Origin of the sequence: Methylobacter sp. (assembly GCF_036845245.1) — a bacterium.
Taxonomy (GTDB): Bacteria; Pseudomonadota; Gammaproteobacteria; order Methylococcales; family Methylomonadaceae; genus Methylobacter_A.
This window is the reverse complement of sequence record NZ_DAIUEH010000017.1, coordinates 1-16,801: the sequence shown is the minus strand read 5'-3', so window position 1 is coordinate 16,801 and position 16,801 is coordinate 1. Positions and strand designations below refer to the sequence as shown.

General features: G+C 52.0%; 16 protein-coding genes. All 16 read left to right on the top strand.

Annotated features, from left to right (window positions below; all coding sequences use genetic code 11):
* Positions 1–42 precede the first annotated feature (42 nt).
* The 16 genes from V7051_RS09185 (at position 43) to V7051_RS09110 (ending at position 16,769) form a co-directional block, all read left to right on the top strand.
* Positions 43–774, top strand: coding sequence for a beta-ketoacyl synthase chain length factor (locus V7051_RS09185; protein ID WP_333874708.1), 732 nt, complete (start codon positions 43–45; stop codon positions 772–774).
* A complete protein-coding gene (locus tag V7051_RS09180) occupies positions 759–1,553 on the top strand; it encodes a lysophospholipid acyltransferase family protein (RefSeq protein WP_333874709.1) in 795 nt (264 codons plus the stop codon). Before V7051_RS09185 ends, V7051_RS09180 begins: the two co-directional genes overlap by 16 nt.
* Entirely contained in the window at positions 1,543–1,791 is a 249-nt protein-coding gene (locus V7051_RS09175; RefSeq protein ID WP_442919643.1) for a phosphopantetheine-binding protein, read from the top strand. The genes V7051_RS09180 and V7051_RS09175 overlap by 11 nt, the downstream gene beginning before the upstream one ends.
* A gap of 10 nt (positions 1,792–1,801) precedes the next feature.
* Positions 1,802–2,050: an acyl carrier protein gene (locus V7051_RS09170; RefSeq protein ID WP_333874723.1), complete on the top strand. Its 249-nt coding sequence runs from the start codon at positions 1,802–1,804 to the stop codon at positions 2,048–2,050.
* A gap of 282 nt (positions 2,051–2,332) precedes the next feature.
* Positions 2,333–2,884 carry a hypothetical protein gene (locus V7051_RS09165; RefSeq protein WP_333874710.1) on the top strand — a complete coding sequence of 184 codons (552 nt, stop codon included), beginning with the start codon at positions 2,333–2,335 and terminating at the stop codon, positions 2,882–2,884.
* Positions 2,874–4,583, top strand: coding sequence for an AMP-binding protein (locus V7051_RS09160; protein ID WP_333874711.1), 1,710 nt, complete (start codon positions 2,874–2,876; stop codon positions 4,581–4,583). The genes V7051_RS09165 and V7051_RS09160 overlap by 11 nt, the downstream gene beginning before the upstream one ends.
* The gene (locus V7051_RS09155) at positions 4,580–5,314 is read left to right on the top strand and encodes a glycosyltransferase family 2 protein (protein WP_333874712.1); all 735 of its coding nucleotides are present in this window, start codon (positions 4,580–4,582) and stop codon (positions 5,312–5,314) included. The genes V7051_RS09160 and V7051_RS09155 overlap by 4 nt, the downstream gene beginning before the upstream one ends.
* The gene (locus V7051_RS09150; RefSeq protein ID WP_333874713.1) at positions 5,311–6,258 is read left to right on the top strand and encodes an LpxL/LpxP family acyltransferase; all 948 of its coding nucleotides are present in this window, start codon (positions 5,311–5,313) and stop codon (positions 6,256–6,258) included. Before V7051_RS09155 ends, V7051_RS09150 begins: the two co-directional genes overlap by 4 nt.
* A complete protein-coding gene (locus tag V7051_RS09145) occupies positions 6,248–7,780 on the top strand; it encodes an HAL/PAL/TAL family ammonia-lyase (RefSeq protein WP_333874714.1) in 1,533 nt (510 codons plus the stop codon). The genes V7051_RS09150 and V7051_RS09145 overlap by 11 nt, the downstream gene beginning before the upstream one ends.
* Positions 7,781–8,147: 367 nt before the next feature.
* Positions 8,148–8,999, top strand: a complete 852-nt coding sequence (serC, locus tag V7051_RS09140; protein WP_333874715.1) for a 3-phosphoserine/phosphohydroxythreonine transaminase — start codon at positions 8,148–8,150, stop codon at positions 8,997–8,999.
* Complete coding sequence (locus V7051_RS09135; protein ID WP_333874716.1) at positions 8,926–9,288, top strand: aminotransferase class V-fold PLP-dependent enzyme; 363 nt, start codon at positions 8,926–8,928, stop codon at positions 9,286–9,288. The genes serC and V7051_RS09135 overlap by 74 nt, the downstream gene beginning before the upstream one ends.
* Positions 9,289–9,369: 81 nt before the next feature.
* On the top strand, positions 9,370–10,185 hold the full coding sequence (locus V7051_RS09130) for a 2-oxo acid dehydrogenase subunit E2 (protein ID WP_333874717.1): 816 nt from the start codon (positions 9,370–9,372) through the stop codon (positions 10,183–10,185).
* Positions 10,178–14,353 carry an AMP-binding protein gene (locus V7051_RS09125; RefSeq protein ID WP_333874718.1) on the top strand — a complete coding sequence of 1,392 codons (4,176 nt, stop codon included), beginning with the start codon at positions 10,178–10,180 and terminating at the stop codon, positions 14,351–14,353. The genes V7051_RS09130 and V7051_RS09125 overlap by 8 nt, the downstream gene beginning before the upstream one ends.
* 30 nt (positions 14,354–14,383) lie before the next feature.
* Complete coding sequence (locus tag V7051_RS09120) at positions 14,384–15,562, top strand: ABC transporter permease (protein WP_333874719.1); 1,179 nt, start codon at positions 14,384–14,386, stop codon at positions 15,560–15,562.
* Complete coding sequence (locus V7051_RS09115; RefSeq protein WP_333874720.1) at positions 15,559–16,239, top strand: ABC transporter ATP-binding protein; 681 nt, start codon at positions 15,559–15,561, stop codon at positions 16,237–16,239. The genes V7051_RS09120 and V7051_RS09115 overlap by 4 nt, the downstream gene beginning before the upstream one ends.
* An 8-nt stretch (positions 16,240–16,247) precedes the next feature.
* Positions 16,248–16,769: a hypothetical protein gene (locus V7051_RS09110; RefSeq protein ID WP_333874721.1), complete on the top strand. Its 522-nt coding sequence runs from the start codon at positions 16,248–16,250 to the stop codon at positions 16,767–16,769.
* The last annotated feature ends 32 nt before the right edge of the window (positions 16,770–16,801 follow it).

The window sequence follows — 16,801 nt, the reverse complement described above, 5'->3', positions numbered from 1 at the left end:
TTTATTGTCGATCAAGTGTAAAGCCTCAACCGGATTGATATAATGGCGGCTGAATTTGTAGTCCGAAACTGGAACGCCTGGGCGCCGGGCATCAGTTGTCGCGAAGACTGGCAAAATTGGGATGACCATCAGCCCTTTGCCCAACAGGAAAAAGCGGCCATATCGGTTGCGGTGCCCAAGTTACTCCAACGCAGATTGAGTCCATTAGCCAGAGCGGTTTTTAATGCTGCGGAAGGTTGTATTGATAGCGATAAGGTATTGCCCATTGTTTTCAGCTCCGCCCATGGCGAAGTGAATAAGTCATTGGAGATGCTTCAAAGCATGCAGAGAGGTGAGGACGTTTCGCCGACAGCTTTCAGCTTGTCCGTTCATAATGCGATATCGGGTTTGTTTTCGATGGCCTATGGCTATCATCAGGAAATAACCGTGATTGCGCCAGGCCAGGACGGTATTGCCCCGGCGTTTATTGAAGCATTGGGACTGTTGCAGGAAGGCCATGCCGATGAGGTACTGATCGTTTTGTACGATGAACCGCTATCGGATTTTTATCCATCGCTGCCGTTTGCGCTCAATGCCCCGGCCATTTGCGCGTTGGCATTAAAAATTTCTTTAGCCGGGAGCGGCTTGCCGTTGCAGTTTTGCAGATCATCCGCACATCGCAACGATGGAGAGCATGCTTTACAGATATTCTCTTTTTTAAAATTCCTGGTTGCCGACGATAAAGCGTTGGTGCTGGGCAATCATAGACACAGCTGGGAATGGCACAAAAGATAACGGCAAAATTAAGCTATGGCTGGCGTCTTCTGGCAACAGGATTCAGTTTTTTTACTTTCGGCATCGGCGGGTTAGTGCTGTGGCTGTTGGTATTTCCGGTATTGTCTTTGTTGCCCGGAAATCATCGGCAAAAGGTCAGCCGAGGCCAAAAAACGGTATGTTACAGTTTTTATCTGTTCATCGGTTTGATGCACAGGCTTGGCGTGATGACTTATGAAATAACCGGTTTAGACAAGCTTAACCGCCCCGGCCAATTGATTATCGCCAATCACCCAACGCTGGTCGATATTGTGTTTTTGATCAGCCGGATCAAACAAGCCAGTTGTATCGTCAAAGCCAAGTTGTGGCATAACCCGTTCATGCGCGGCCCGATACTCAATGCCGGATACATCAGCAACGGCGATCCCGAGCAAATGATAGCCGAGTGTGTCGCCTGGTTACGCTCAGGCGGATCGATGATTATTTTTCCTGAGGGTACGCGCTCAATACCGGGCAAGCCGTATCATTTTCAACGCGGTGCGGCGGCGATTGCGTTGCAGGCCAATGCGATCGTGACCCCGGTAACGCTGACCTGCACTCCGAGCACTTTAACCAAAGCCGAGCACTGGTACCAAATTCCCGAACGCCGTTTTCATCTGTCCATGCATGTCGGCAACGATATTGCACTGGATAAATTTATTAACATCAGTCCAAAATCGATAGCCGTGCGCCGCTTTACTCAATATCAACAAGATTATTTTACCCAACAAAGAGAGCTTTATAAGCACAATGGAAAATGAATTAAAACAACTTATTATTGATACGCTGGACCTGGAAGACATCAGCGTGGAGGATATAGACAGTCATACGCCGTTATTTAATGACGGTTTGGGACTGGATTCCATTGACGCCTTGGAATTGGGTTTGGCTATCCGCAAAAAATACAACATAAAGATTGATGCCGAAAAAGAAGACGTGGTGAAGATTTTCGCCTCGGTTTCAGCGCTGGCTGAATACATTCAAGCGGCACAAAGTTGAGATGATTATGATACAAGAACGCGAAGAAATTTTAACGGCTATCAAAGAGATCATGGTCGAGATGTTCGAGATGGACGAACAGGCCATCACGCTGGACGCACGGCTGTACGAAGACCTGGATTTCGACAGCATCGATGCGGTAGACATGATCGTCAAACTTAAGGAAATGACCGGCAAAGCGATCAAGGCCGAAGATTTCAAAACGGCCCGGACCATTGGCGATGTGGTCGACGCGGTTTATAACATGCTTAACGATTGATATGTGTTTGTTTAGTTTATGCCGTTTCTCCTCATTCCCACACAGCGCTCTTCGATACAGCTCAGGACTGACGTGGGAATGCAGTCAAGGCTCGTTACGTAGCGAGCTGTAATACATGCATCGATACCGGTATTACAAACACTCTGTAGGAGCGGGCCATGCCCGCGATGAAGGATCTACAATTCTGCAACTGTGGCCAAACATCGCGGGCATGGCCCGCTCCTACGATGTCATTGCGATTAATTTAACGGCAGCGACGCGTTGCGTGGAAACGAGATAAATATGCGTTTGCTGGTAAGCGCTATCATGGGCTTATTGACATTTCTGTATCCGTTGGCGGTTTTTTTCGGCAGAGAGTATCTCGAACCTTGGAAAATCGCCGCTCTATTGATCGTATTGTTGCTGGTCAGGTTGGCGGCCAGTTATTCCGTTAAACACTGGAGTACCCCGTTATTGGTTGGAGGCATCGGCTATTGCCTATTCGCGATGTGGAGCAATCAATTAGGCACTTTGCTGTTTTACCCGATTCTGGTCAATGGCTTGATGCTGCTTATTTTCGGCTGGAGCCTGTTTTCGCCGCCCAGCCTGATTGAGCGTCTGGCCCGTCTACAACACCCCGATTTACCGCCGGAAGGCGTTATTTATACCCGCCATGTGACGCAAATCTGGTGCGGCTTTTTTATCATTAACGGCACTCTGGCATGGATAACCGCTTTTTGGTGCAGCCTGGAAGTCTGGAGTTTATACAACGGCCTGATCGCCTATGTGTTGATGGGGATTTTATTTGCCGCCGAATATCTGGTCAGAATCAGAACCCAGAAACATGTCAGATAAGCTGTTGCCGTTGTCCCACTGTTTAATTGCCCAAAGGCCGAATGATGCGCCAATTGCCTATCATGACGGGCAGTATTATGCGGCCGAGCAGTTTGCAAACACTGTTAAATACTGGGTCGATAAACTGGAAGCGCAACCGTTTCAGCATTATGCGTTGTACACTGAAGACGCCTATCCTTTTGCCGTGCTGTTGTTTGCGTTGCTCCACGCCGGTAAACAAATCTGGATACCGGGCAATAACCGCCCCGGTACAGCCGAGCAATTAGCGCAAGACTGCCGGTTGCTCGGCGATTGGCAAAACGGCCGGAGTTTTGATTACTGCTTAGAAGCATCGGCCGCTTCCAAGCGAACTTTATCGCCGTTAAATCCGTTAGCTAAGCAGCTGGTCATTTTTACCTCGGGTTCCACAGGGCAGGCCAAGCCGATAGCCAAAAGCTTAAACCAGTTTCAGCTTGAAATCGCCACGCTGGAAAAGCAGTGGGGCGAACAGCTGGGCGATGCGGCGGCGTTGGCGACAGTCAGTCATCAACATATCTATGGCTTGCTGTTTCGCGTGTTATGGCCGTTGTCGGCAGGACGGTGCTTTCACAGTCAGGCTTATATCAGTCCTGAAGTATTGGTTAGAGCCATTCAACACAAACCGGCTTACTGGATTGCCAGTCCTGCACATTTAAAGCGCTTGGATCAATCTTCACCCTGGGCAGGCATAGCCGGGTTAGAGGCGGTTTTCAGTTCGGGCGGCGCATTACCGGAGAATGCAGCACAGCAGATATTTAGCGCCGGAAAACAGGCGGTGATCGAAGTCTATGGCAGCTCCGAGACTGGCGGTATTGCCTGGAGGCAGCAGGAAAAAGTATGGACGTTATTTTTTGGTATGGGCTTAACGTGCCTTGATGAAAAATGGTTGCTGCATTCGCCTTATTTGGAATCCGCCCCCTTAGAAAAAGGGTGCGGATTTCAACTGGACGATCAAATCACCTTATTGGACGATGGCTACTTTATATTACACGGACGCTCGGATCGCATCGTCAAAATCGAAGAAAAGCGCCTGTCCCTGGTCGAACTGGAGCAACGTCTGATCAGCGAAGCGTGGATAGATGAAGCCCATGCGCTGGTGATCGCTAAAAGCCGGGATGTCGTCGCGGTGGTTGCAGTGTTAAGCCGACAAGGCTTGGAACAATTGAGAGCACAAGGCAGAAACCGGCTAATCAGGCAACTGCGCAAAACGCTTGAGCAATGGTTCGAATCCGTGGTGTTACCCAGAAAATGGTTGTTTGTCAACACGATGCCGTTAACCAGCCAAGGAAAAATAGAACAGTCTTTGTTAAAAAGCCTGCTGGATTTTGATAATCGAAAATTGCCTCAAGTATTCAATGTTGAAATGGCTTCCGACAGTATCCGGCTGGGTCTTAGAGTGCCTGAAGATTTGCTTTATTTTCCCGATCATTTCGCGATTTACCCGATTTTGCCGGGCGTAGTGCAATTGGCCTGGGTCGAGCATTTCGGCAAACTTTTTTTTGTTATTAATAAACCGTTCTCGCAGTTGGAAGTTATTAAGTTTACCCAAGTTATAAAGCCCGGCGATCAATTAACGCTTGTTTTAGACTGGAAGGCGGCATCGGGAAAATTGTATTTTAATTTCAGCTCGGAGCTCGGTACGCATAGCTCTGGACGCATGGTTTACGAGGACAAGCGATGAAAACCTGCATCATAATCCCCGTTTACAACCACGAAGCCGCAATCCCTTATGTGCTTGCCAAATTAAAGCACTTTGCGATTCCGACTTTTCTGGTTAATGACGGCAGTTCGGCACATTGTTCCCAAATTCTGGCCGACTGCGCCGAACGGGAACCGGATTGGCTGACCTTAATCAACCGCTCGGAAAACGGCGGTAAAGGCGCCGCCGTGCTGGACGGTTTTAAGGCGGCACAGGCCGTGGGATTTAGCCATGCGATCCAGATTGATGCCGACGGACAGCACGATGTGGACGACATTCCGGCGTTTCTTGAAGCGGGCGGACAACATCCTGAAGCGCTGATTTTAGGCCGCCCCTTGTTCGATGAGTCCGCGCCTAAGAGCCGGGTATACGGCCGCACTATCGCCAACGTGTGGGTATGGATCAATACCCTGTCGCTCGCGGTTGAAGACAGCATGTGCGGTTTTCGTTTGTATCCATTGAACGAAGTTGCACAATTAGCCCAACGCACGCAGATAGCCGAAGGCATGGATTTTGACATCGACATCCTGGTGCGCCTGTATTGGCAGGGCGTGGATGTCGTCAACATACCGACCCGGGTGAATTACCCTTATGACGGCGTGTCGCATTTCAAGTTATGGCGGGATAACCTCAGGATCTCGAAAACCCATGCCAAGCTGTTTTTCGGCATGCTGCTGCGCATACCGCAATTGCTAAACAGACATCGGCAATGAGCAAACCTTTGCATTGGTCGGGTATGGGCGAATGGAGCCTGATTTGGGGCATGCGATTTTTGCTGCGCGTTTACCTGCTGTTCGGGCGCACCGTGTTGCAGTGGTTTTTATATCCGGTCGTCAGTTATTACTGGCTGGTGAACAAGCCGGGCAGGGAGGCCAGCCAAGCTTATTTAAAGCGCGTTGCGAAGCTTTTGCCTGAATCAGGTTTAAGCGGAAATCTTCTGGACAGCCATCGGCACTTTATCAGTTTTGCCAACGCTATTATCGATAAATTGGCGGCCTGGTCCGGCGCGCTGTCGCGCGCAGACGTAAGCTATCAAGGACGCAACGAATTGCTGGCTCAAATCAAGACAGGGCGGGGCGCAATCCTGTTAGGTTCGCATTTGGGCAATCTTGAAGTCTGCCGCGTCATTGCCGATCTGGATGATGCGCCACGCATCAATGTGCTGGTACACACCAAACACGCCGAAAAATTCAATCGCTTGTTGAAACAAACCAACAGAAACAGCGGCTTAAATCTGATCCAGGTGACCGAAATTAACGCCGCCAGTGCAATGTTGCTGAGCGATAAAATCGATAACGGTGAGTTAGTCATTATTACCGCAGACCGAACGCCGGTCAGCCGGAATCCGCGCGTCAGCCGGACCGGGTTTCTGGGCGATGATGCGTTGTTTCCGCAAGGCCCGTTTATCCTGGCTTCACTGCTTAAATGTCCGGTTTACACGCTGTTTTGCTTGAAACAACAGGGTAAGCAGGTGATCTATTTTGAGCATTTCAGCGATAAGTTGACGTTTCCCAGAAAAACCCGAGAGCAGGCCTTGCAGCAAACGATTCAACGTTATGCCCAGCGACTGGAGCATTATTGCTTAATGGAACCGTTACAATGGTTTAATTTTTTTGATTTTTGGCACTTGGTTGGTAAAGAAAGCGATGAACAGTAACAATACCGTAGTTTTTGATGGCCGACCCTTGACCATTGAAGCTATTTGCCAAATAGCCAAGCAACAGGCGCAGGCTCAGTTAAGCAGGCAGCCGAAATTTATTGAGCGGATCAACAAAGGCGCACGCTTTATCGACACCTTGTTAAAGGAAGAAGGCTTTGTCTACGGCGTAACTACCGGTTACGGCGAGTCCTGTACGGTGTCTATTCCATTGAATCTGGTCGAGCAACTGCCCAAGCATCTGTATACCTTCCACGGCTGCGGGCTGGGCAATCATTTTGATGCGGAGCAAACGCGGGCCATATTGGCGGTGCGTTTAACCAGTTTGGCCCGCGGTTACTCGGGCGTCCGCTACAAGCTATTGCAACAACTGGCTAAATTATTAAAGCAGGATATTCTGCCGATGATCCCGCAGGAAGGCTCGGTCGGCGCCAGCGGCGATTTAACGCCGTTATCTTATGTCGCAGCCGTTCTGGCCGGTGAACGGGACGTGCTTTATCAAGGTGAACGTCAAACTACGCAAACAGTTTTTACCAAACTGAATATCGAACCGCTGACCTTAAAACCCAAAGAGGGCCTCGCGATTATGAACGGTACGGCCGCGATGACCGGCATCGCCTGCCTAGCCTATCAACGGGCCGAGTATTTATCCCGGCTCGCCACGCGCATCACCAGTCTGGCTTCGGTTGCTTTAAACGGCAATGCCTACCACTTTGACGAAAAACTGTTTTCGGTCAAACCGCACCCAGGCCAAAACCGCGTCGCCGAGCGTATACGTGCGGATTTGCAGTTGAGGCACAGTGCGCCGCGCCACGATACTCGCTTGCAGGACCGTTACTCGCTGCGTTGCGCGCCGCATATCATCGGGGTGCTGGAAGACTCGTTGCCCTGGCTTCGGCAGTTTATCGAAACCGAATTAAACAGCGCCAACGACAACCCGATTATTGACGCAGAAGGTGAACACGTCTTGCATGGCGGCCATTTTTACGGCGGTCATATCGCTTTTGCGATGGACGCGCTTAAAACCGCCGTAGCCAATCTGGCCGATTTAATGGATCGGCAAATGGCGCAATTGATGGACCCGAAATTCAATAACGGCTTGCCTGCGAACCTGTCCGGCGCGACTGGCGAGCAAGCCTTGTTGAGTCATGGCTTCAAGGCCTTGCAAATAGCCGTGTCCTCCTGGACAGCCGAAGCGCTTAAATTGACGATGCCTGCGAGCGTATTTTCCCGATCGACCGAATGCCATAACCAGGACAAAGTCAGCATGGGCACCATCGCCGCCCGCGATTGCATCCGTATTTTGGAGTTGACCGAACAGGTTGCTGTGGCTGTGTTGCTTGCAGTAGTTCAGGGCGTTGAGTTGCGGGGTAATGTCTCGGCGTTAAGTCCTGCTTTGCAAAAGACTGTTGGGCAATTGCGGGAGCATAGTTTGTTCTTGACTGCCGACCGGGCTCTGGAGCAGGAGTTGCGGCTGTGTTTGGAGTTAATACACAAACAATATTGGGATGTGTCCGGCTAACATGTCCAAGCGCCCACAGCAATGTAAACCGGTAAGGGTGCCAGGGCAATCGCGCTATGTGGAGAAGGGGGCTTTTGTCCCCCTCTCACTCCGGGAGAGGGCGTTTCACTGCATTGCATTAACATAGCGCAATTGCCCTGGTAAGGGTGCACCGGATAGAAACAAGATCACAGATGTTCCGCTAAGAGCTGGACTGTATCGATCGGAACTCGATAAAATGGACTCATATTGATGAGCCTGTGCTGGAGATTATGCGAGGCTTGCCGGGTTGCTTTCAATTGATAAATATTTTCACCATGTCCTGTTCCGGAATTGAAATAAAGCTCAACTTCATCCGGAATAACTCCTCCTCTCCTTTAAAAAAATAATGATTCGACCAGCCTCAAATTCAATCGCTACAACTCTGCCTTTGTATAATTTTTCCGGCGGTGTTGGACTTTTACCGCCGAAAGTCATTTCAGAAGCCCAGCAAGCCGTTTTGGAAGTACCGGGAACAGGTATATCCGCGTTGGTAATCAATCATCGTTCCCAACTTTGCCGGGATATTCTGGATGAGACGGAAAAAAACCTCAGAACCTTGTTGAGTATCCCTGATAACTATCATGTGCTTTTCTTGCAGGGCGGAGCAAGCCTGCAATTTTCAATGATTCCGATGAATCTGTGGGCGAATAAAAACCAGCCTGTCGACTATATCGTTTCCGGCTATTGGAGCGCCAAAGCCATTAAGGAAGCTGAAATAGAAGGCAACAAAGTCAACATCATCTGGAATGGCAAAGCGCAAAAATTTGTCAGGGTTCCCGAAGCGGATGAATATAAAATCGACCAGGATGCGGCCTATCTGCATTATTGTTCCAACGAAACTGTCGAAGGCTTACAGTTTAAACAACCATTGGAAACCGGCGATATACCGCTAGTATGTGATATGTCTTCAGATTTTCTCGCCAAACCTGTCGACATTGGCAAGTACGGCCTGGTCTATGCCCATGCCCAAAAAAATATCGGCGCGGCGGGCGTCACAGTCGTTATTATCAGGGACGATTTATTGGGATGCATTCCTGATAACATCCCCACTGTCCTCGACTATCGTCCCCATGTCGAAATGAAGTCTATCTACAATACCCCGCCGATTTTTTGCGATTTATGTCGTGCTATTGGTTACCCGCTGGTTGCTGAACGATATAGGCGGCTTGGCGAATATGGCTCAGCAAAGCCAACGTAAAGCGGCCCTGCTTTATAGCGCTATCGATCAGTCTCAAGGCTTTTACCGGGGTCATGCCCAGGTCGACAGCCGATCCCTGATAAATGTGGTTTTTAATCTGGCTACGCCGGATTTAGAGAAACGATTTATCGAAGCGGCTAAGCAGTTGGGCATTATCGGTTTGGAAGGCCACCGTTCACTGGGGGGTATCCGGGCTTCCCTCTATAACTCGATGCCGGTTGAAGGCGCTTTGTTTCTGAAAAATTTCATGATCGAATTTCAGCAACAATTCCAGCATTCCCAACAATAGTCTATACAAACCCGCTAATTCAGAATCCGGTTCTGTTTCAACCTGAATGCCGATAGAACTCTCTACACTTGGAAAACCTGCATGTCCTTAGCCAATGAACACATCGAACAAGCCTGGAATCGCGATGCTATCACTAATTTTTTGAGCATGGCCCGCCGGGATACCTCGTATGCCTTTAACGAGTTTGACGTTACCGATACGCTTGATCTAATCAGCCGTTACCAACGCGAGCTGGGCATCGGCATTTCCCTGCATGGAGTTGCCATCTATTGTTTGGCGCAAGCCGCCGCACTGCACCCCGATACCTTGACTTACCGTTATCGCAATCGCCTGATAACGTTCCGGAATGCCGACGTCACCACCACGATGCTGAAGAGACTGCCGGACGGCAGCCGTCATCTGGTGCTGTACACTTTTCGTGGCGCACAGCATAAAAGCATGGCGCAGATTCAATGGGAACTGCGTACTGCTATGCGGACGCCGTTGCTGGAACGCCCGCCGATCCCAGGGCGGCTGGGTCGATTGGCAAAGCGTTTTTTATATTGGCAAATGCAGCATAATCCGTTTTTATTCAACAAATACATGGGCAACCTGATAGTGACGACCACCCAAAGCCAAGGATTTAATTCACCTTTTTATGCGATGGTGCCAAGCCCTTACACGCTCAGTTTGCTGTTGGGGTCAGTCACTGAGCGAACTCGCCTGAATGCACAAAGCCAGCCTGTCGTTCGCAAAATATTGCATATCAGCGGCGGTTCCGATCACGCGATCATCGACGGTCATCCGGTGTCGCGCTTCACCCTGACTCTGGCAAAACTGTTTGAATCGGCGGAAGGCCTGGACGCAGATTTTGTCGAACAAATGCAGCGTTATCTGGCAGGAGAAAGCCATGAATAAAACCTTTATTGATGTGCTGCGCCACCAGGCGGACCATTTGGGGGAACGTACCGCCTATCAATTTCTGGTACAGGGGACAGTGGACGGAGCGATTGAACGTATCAGCTACGCAGCACTGCTTCAACGCGCCAAAGCCATTGCCGCGATGCTGGCCGAACAAGGCGCTCGCGGCGAGCGCGTGTTGCTGCCCTATCCGTCGGGGCTCAGCTTTATTGAGGCCTTTTTCGGCGTGTTATTCGCAGGCGCCACCCCTGTACAGGTGCAAACGGCGAAAGCGGGCGAGCAACAAATGTTTATCGCCCGTCTTAAGCGTATAGCCGATAACGCCGAGGCGCGCTTTGTCCTCACCGACACCGAAGGTATGCGACAAGCCGCTGAATTGCCGCAGCTGCACTGGATCAATAGCGATTTGATTGCTTTGACGCTGGCTGAAAGCTGGCGCGATCCTAATGTCAACGCAGAGGACAGTGCTTTTTTGCAATACACCTCCGGCTCTACCCGCCTGCCGCGCGGCGTGAAGATCAGCCACGCCAACCTTATCGCCAACTGTGAGGCAATCGCCAAAGCAGGCTTTGGTCACGGGCTCGATGCGCTGAGTGTCAATTGGATGCCGCACTATCATGATATGGGATTAGTAGGCGGCTTGTTGTGCCCGCTTTTTTCCAGCGTCACGTCGGTGCTGATGTCGCCGCAAAGTTTTCTGCGCCAGCCTTCGCGCTGGTTACAGGCCATCAGCCATTTCCAGGCCAGCAGCAGCGGCGGGGCCAATTTTGCCTACGCGCTGGCAGTCCAGCGCAGCACTGAAGAAGAGCGCAGCAAGCTCGATCTTAGCCGCTGGGAAGTCGCTTATTGCGGCGCGGAGCCTATCCGCCCGGCCGTGTTGGAACAGTTTGCCGACGCCTTCTTCCCTGCCGGTTTCAATAAGAAAGCTTTTTTACCTTGCTACGGCATGGCGGAGACGACTTTGTTTGTTACCGGAAGGAAAGGGCTGGCCACTCTGGCGGTCAACCGCACAGCACTGGCTGAACATCGCGTCGAGCCGGGCGGCGGCACAGACGCGCAAGCCTTGGTTAGTTGCGGCCGAACCTTTGACAGCACCCAAGTGCGCATTGTCGATCCGGCTTCTGCTCAGGAACTGCCCGGCGGACAAGTCGGCGAGCTATGGATTAAAGGGCCGGGCGTAGCTTCCGGCTATTTTCAGCACGAGCAAACGGACAATCCTTTCAATGCCGCGCTGAACGGCGAAAGCGGTTTTTTGCGCAGCGGCGATTTAGGATTTTGGCATTCAGGCGAGCTTTATATTTGCGGCCGGGTTAAAGACTTAATCATTATTCGCGGTCAAAACAGCTACCCGCAGGATATTGAATTGACGGTCGAAGCCGTGGATGATTTGATTGTGCCGGGTAGTATTGCGGCTTTTCCCGTGCAAACCGACGGCATCGAAAGTTTTGCCGTCATCGTGGGGATACGTAGTAACAAACTCGATGCGCAAGACTTGCAAGCCCTGGCCCAGCGCATTAAAACGGCGATAGTGGAAAACCACGAGCTTGAACCTTATGCCGTCGTGCTGGTGCGCTCAGGCGAAATCCCCAAAACCAGCAGCGGCAAAATTCGCCGTTCGACCTGTGCCGCGATGTGGCAACAAGGCGAGTTTACTGCGCTTGCCCAAACAGGCGGCAGTGTTGCAGCCCAACACGCCGTATACCCCTCTTTGCATAACAGTTTCGCCAAACTGGAGCGGCGCAACACGCACTACCGCTTTGATTTGGAACGGGACATAGACTGGCACAGAATTCATCACAGCGGACGCTATTTCCCCGACTCTTTCCTGATTGACACAGGCGTCAATCTGACCCTGCTGAAAACCGAGCCGGAAGCTTTCGCCTACTATGAATGGGCAGTGGCGCTGTTAATTTGTCGGCACTTTATCGCCCTTGAGGAAGTGGTGCTGGAATGGGGCGCCATTATTCGTGAAGCCGGAGCCGAAACCCACAGCCTGGAACAATTGGTGACCGAGGAAGCCAAACATATTGAATTGTTCCGCCGTTACGGCGAGCGTTTGGCCGAGGTGAATCCCGTTGAAGCGGAGCGGATGTTAAACATTGACTGGTGTTTGGCAAGCCGAGATTTCCTGGCGCAGATGTTAAATCCAAGTCACTACCAAAGCCTTACCGAGTACCACTACATGGTATGGCTAAGCATTTTGTTTTTTGAAGAATACACGCTGTGGATAGACGAAGTCTTAAATGAATTGGGCGATGAAGTACAGCCCGCCTGGAAACAGGCGCACGCCTGCCACCGCCGTGAAGAAGCTCAGCATGTTTTAACCGACACTGCCTATATTCAGGCGCTCGACAGCAGCGATGAGCAACGCAATCTTTGGTCTAAACTGTTTTTTCAACAAAATCTCGATGCGTTAGCGCAAGAATATGGCGAAATTATTGCGCTGACCCAAGCGCGTTTCCCGCAATTTACCCAGCCGTTGTTGATGCCCGTAGCCAGCGACATTCTGCCGATGATTCGCCACCGGCTGTTTGTGCGAACCCGTTCGGTAGCGCCCTACGCAGTGTTTCTAGCCAGAACGACAGACTTGGCATCCGCCCCCCGCGCGCCGTTTGAACCGGAACAATTCAGGGCCTGGTTGCGTCATATCTTGGCGCAGTTATTAAAAGCGGACGCTCTGGCTATTTCCGACGACGCCAACTTTAACCAACTCGGCTTGGATTCCCTTGGCCATTTTAGCCTCTCCTCTGCGCTGGAAAACCAGTTGGGCTATCCCGTTCTAAGCAGCATTGTCTATAACTATCCCAGCATTGATGCCGTGGTTGGCTATTTCGCCAGTTTTGATGCGGCAGCGCCAAATCAGCAACAAACGGCTTTTAGCCCTAAAGAACTCGAAGCTAAAGTGCCGGCCGCTGCCGCGCAACAACAATTCATGGCTTACGGTTTGGAGTCGGCCCAGCCATTCCATTTGTACTTAATCGCCCGGCTTGAAGGCGATGTTGACCGTCCTGGGTTGGAACAGGCCATTTTCCAGGTAGTTGCCCGCCATGAAAACCTGCGCACCGCGTTTCATCCCGGCAAAGACGGCTTTGTACTGAGCATTGCCGAAGCAGAGTCGATAGCGATAGAAATTGAGAACGTGCAAATAACGGGCGACGATTTTATGGCCGGAGTCTACGCCCAAATCGGGCGCTGGAATGAACGGCTTTTCGACCTGCAAAACCCGCCCTTATGGCGGCTGGGCTTGATGCAGGGCGAACACAGCGGCGACTGTGTGTTGGTCTGGCTGATGCATCACCTGATTACCGACGGCTGGTCAAACGATATTGTGCGTAATGAGCTGCTGGAAAACTATCAAGCGTTACGCGCCAACCGGCAAATAGAGCGTCCCGCACCGGTACTGCAATACAGCGATATTTGCCGCAGGGAAGCCGAGTTTTTACGCACGCCTGAGGCTGGGCAGCGTCTTGAGTGGTGGCGCAACCAGCCTGTAACAAAAGCCGCTTGCCTGAATCCAGACCGGGCAGCGGGCCAAAGACAGCGTGTCGTCAACCGTCATCTCCCGCTCGGTTTCAAGCTAGCGTTGCAGGAGGCCGCCAAGATTCATCACACCACATTGGGCACACTGCTGCTGACGGTATTTTCGTGCATGATCGGCGACCGGGACGGCGACGGCTACGTTATTTCCCGGTTTCATAATCGCAATACCGATGCGGAAAGACAGCTGGCCGGTTTTATGGTCGATGGCTTGCTGGTGCCCAGGCAGAGGCAAGCCGGTGATTTCGCGGACGCCGTTAAACAGACGCAAGCGGCTTTTAACGCGGCATTGGAACATTACCTGCCGTTGCAGTATTTAACCGGCGAGTTGATGGGCAGGGATTTTATGCAACAAAAAAGAAGCCTCGGGCCCAACCTGAATTTCATCCCTTTCACCGAACAAAGCGCAAACTGGCGGGACATCGAAGCGCAATCGACGACCGAACTGTCGCATGTAGCGCCCTGGTACCGGACGGTATTATTCGTTTGGCTGGTGCGCGACGGCATCGGCCTGAGCTTGAGTCTCGATGCGGATGAAGGCCAGGCCGGCGGCGAACAACTGCTGGATGAATTTAGCGCCAGGCTGCAAACCGTTTGCGATCTTATAACGGACCGGATGCTTGAATAATACACCGGCAACGATTCGCAGCAAGCCATAATGATTGCTGAATCTGAACTATCGGCTTGGCCAAGCTCGCGGATAAAAAGCGTATGGCAATTGGCCTGGAGAATGCTGACGCATAACCGGCCACGGCTGATATTTACGATCATTGGCGTCAGCACCGCGTTTTTTCTGGCTTCCGCGCAATTAGGCCTATTGGTTGGCTGGACCAATACCACCAGCGCGCTGATAAAACATGCTGAAGTGGATTTATGGCTGATGTCGGAAAATACCCGTGCCCTGGATTTCGGTACCCCGATTCCCCGGCAAACGATTTACCGGGCGCGCAGTACGCCGGAAGTGATCTGGGCGCAAGGGATGCTGGTCTCGTGGAACTCCTGGGTTCGCCCCGACGGTTCGAGCATTTCGGTGCAACTGCTCGGCCTGGACAAGGACAAAGTGGGCGGCCCTTGGCAAATGCAGGAAGGCGATTTGCGCATCATCGACAATCCGCAAACCGCCATTGTTGACGAACTGTATCAAAATCTACTGCAAATCCACGCACGCGGCGAAAGCGTGCAAATGCGAAGCCAGCGCGTCATCATCGGCGGTTTTTCCGAAGGCGTGCGCTCCTTTGCCGGTACGCCGCATGTGTTCATGTCGCTTAAACACGCGTTACTGTACGACCAGCGCCACCGCGACGATGAAATCACCTATGTGTTGATTCGCTGCCGACAAGGAGCCGATGTAAAAGCTGTGCAAGCCAACATGCGTCAGCTGATCAAACATGTCGACGTCCTGACCAGCGATGAATTTGCCGGACGCACGGCCCGTTACTGGATGCTCGGAACCGGCGCGGGAATCGGCGTGATACTGACAGCCGTTTTAGGCGTGCTGGTCGGCGCGATCATCGCCAGCCAGACTTTGTTTGCAACGACGCAGGAGAATTTGGGCAATTATGCCGCCTTGATGGCGATCGGTTTCGAACGCCGCCTGCTATCGCAGGTTGTGCTGCTGCAAAGCCTGCTGGTCGGCACGGCGGGCATTGTGATCGGTAGCGCCGGGTTTGTGCCGTTGGTCTGGGCAACCGCCCGTTCGCCTTTGCCGATAGAGTTTTATCCGCCGGTATTGATAGGCTTGATCGCCATATTTTTAGTGGTATGCATTCTGGCGGCAGGCATATCGCTGCGTAGCGTTTTTCGTTTGGACCCGGTGGTCATCTTCAGTCAACAATGAACAGCAAAATTGCCTGCCGCGCAATCGGCAAAACTTATGGGGAAGGGGAGTTGGCCGAGACTGTGCTGCGCGGCGTCGATTTGCAAGTCAATGGCGGCGAAGCCTGTATTTTGCTGGGGCCTTCCGGTTCCGGCAAAACCACGTTGCTCAGCATCATCGGCTGCTTGTCGACGCCGAGCAGCGGCACGCTGGAACTGATGGGCAAGCCGGTGGACTTCAGCCGCAACGATGAGTGCGTGCGGATACGGCGGCACGCTTTGGGCTTCGTGTTTCAACAGGCGCAATTATTGCCGTTTTTGACCGCGCAACAAAACGTCATATTGACCGCCGAAAATACCGGGCTCTCCACGACAGCGGCGGAGCAACGTTGCGCGGAACTGTTCAGGCAGCTGGACATCGACAAAATGGCCCACAAAAAGCCGGGCCTGCTTAGCGGCGGCCAGCGCCAACGCGTTGCAATCAGCCGCGCGCTGATCCATAAGCCCGCCATTGTACTGGCCGATGAGCCGACCGCCGCATTGGACTGGCGGCATGGCCAGGCGGTGATCGATTTATTGATCGAACAAACCCGCGATGTAGGCGCGGCCTTGGTGGTGGTTTGCCACGACCAGCGCTTGGTGCCGCGTTTTGACCGCGTTTTTACCGTCGATAACGGACGGGTTATTGAAAGTATATGAGACGAATTTTGACAAAGACCTATTTGCCGGGCCTGCTGATCGGCTTATCGTTGACCGGCATTGCCGGTGCCCAGACGCCGGGCGCACAAGAGACAATACAAGGAGTCGGTTATGTCGAGCCGGTCGGGCAAGTATTGCGGCTGAACTTTAAACATCCGGGCATTATCGGCGAAACGCTGGTGACGATAGGCCAGGAGGTTAAAAAAGGCGCGCTACTGGCCCGGCAAGTCAACAGCGAAGACCAGGCCATGCTGGCGGCGGAACAGACTGCTGTTGATCTGGCGCGGGCCGAGCTTAAACAACTGCTGGCCGGGGTTAATCCGGCCCGTATCCACGCCCAGGAATCGATCAGAAGCGCTAAAAAAGCTACCAGCGACTATGCCAAATTCCAGGAACAGCGCATGAATAAGCTGGTGGAAAAGAACATTGTTTCTATCGCCAACAAGGACTTGGCGGTCAGCGAGGCGTTGCGCAGCGAGGCCGATGTCAAAGCGACGGAAGCCGAATTGGGTAGTGGATTAAATCTGTAATTAGGCATGAATATCCAAGCCGAATTCGACCT

Bases quoted from the DNA above. Each gene is read 5' to 3' on its own strand.
- V7051_RS09185 (WP_333874708.1), top strand. From the start codon at position 43: ATGGCGGCTGAATTTGTAGTCCGAAACTGGAACGCCTGGGCGCCGGGC.
- V7051_RS09180 (WP_333874709.1), top strand. From the start codon at position 759: ATGGCACAAAAGATAACGGCAAAATTAAGCTATGGCTGGCGTCTTCTG.
- V7051_RS09175 (WP_442919643.1), top strand. From the start codon at position 1,543: ATGGAAAATGAATTAAAACAACTTATTATTGATACGCTGGACCTGGAA.
- V7051_RS09165 (WP_333874710.1), top strand. From the start codon at position 2,333: ATGCGTTTGCTGGTAAGCGCTATCATGGGCTTATTGACATTTCTGTAT.
- V7051_RS09160 (WP_333874711.1), top strand. From the start codon at position 2,874: ATGTCAGATAAGCTGTTGCCGTTGTCCCACTGTTTAATTGCCCAAAGG.
- V7051_RS09155 (WP_333874712.1), top strand. From the start codon at position 4,580: ATGAAAACCTGCATCATAATCCCCGTTTACAACCACGAAGCCGCAATC.
- V7051_RS09150 (WP_333874713.1), top strand. From the start codon at position 5,311: ATGAGCAAACCTTTGCATTGGTCGGGTATGGGCGAATGGAGCCTGATT.
- V7051_RS09145 (WP_333874714.1), top strand. From the start codon at position 6,248: ATGAACAGTAACAATACCGTAGTTTTTGATGGCCGACCCTTGACCATT.
- serC (WP_333874715.1), top strand. From the start codon at position 8,148: ATGATTCGACCAGCCTCAAATTCAATCGCTACAACTCTGCCTTTGTAT.
- V7051_RS09130 (WP_333874717.1), top strand. From the start codon at position 9,370: ATGTCCTTAGCCAATGAACACATCGAACAAGCCTGGAATCGCGATGCT.
- V7051_RS09125 (WP_333874718.1), top strand. From the start codon at position 10,178: ATGAATAAAACCTTTATTGATGTGCTGCGCCACCAGGCGGACCATTTG.
- V7051_RS09120 (WP_333874719.1), top strand. From the start codon at position 14,384: ATGATTGCTGAATCTGAACTATCGGCTTGGCCAAGCTCGCGGATAAAA.
- V7051_RS09115 (WP_333874720.1), top strand. From the start codon at position 15,559: ATGAACAGCAAAATTGCCTGCCGCGCAATCGGCAAAACTTATGGGGAA.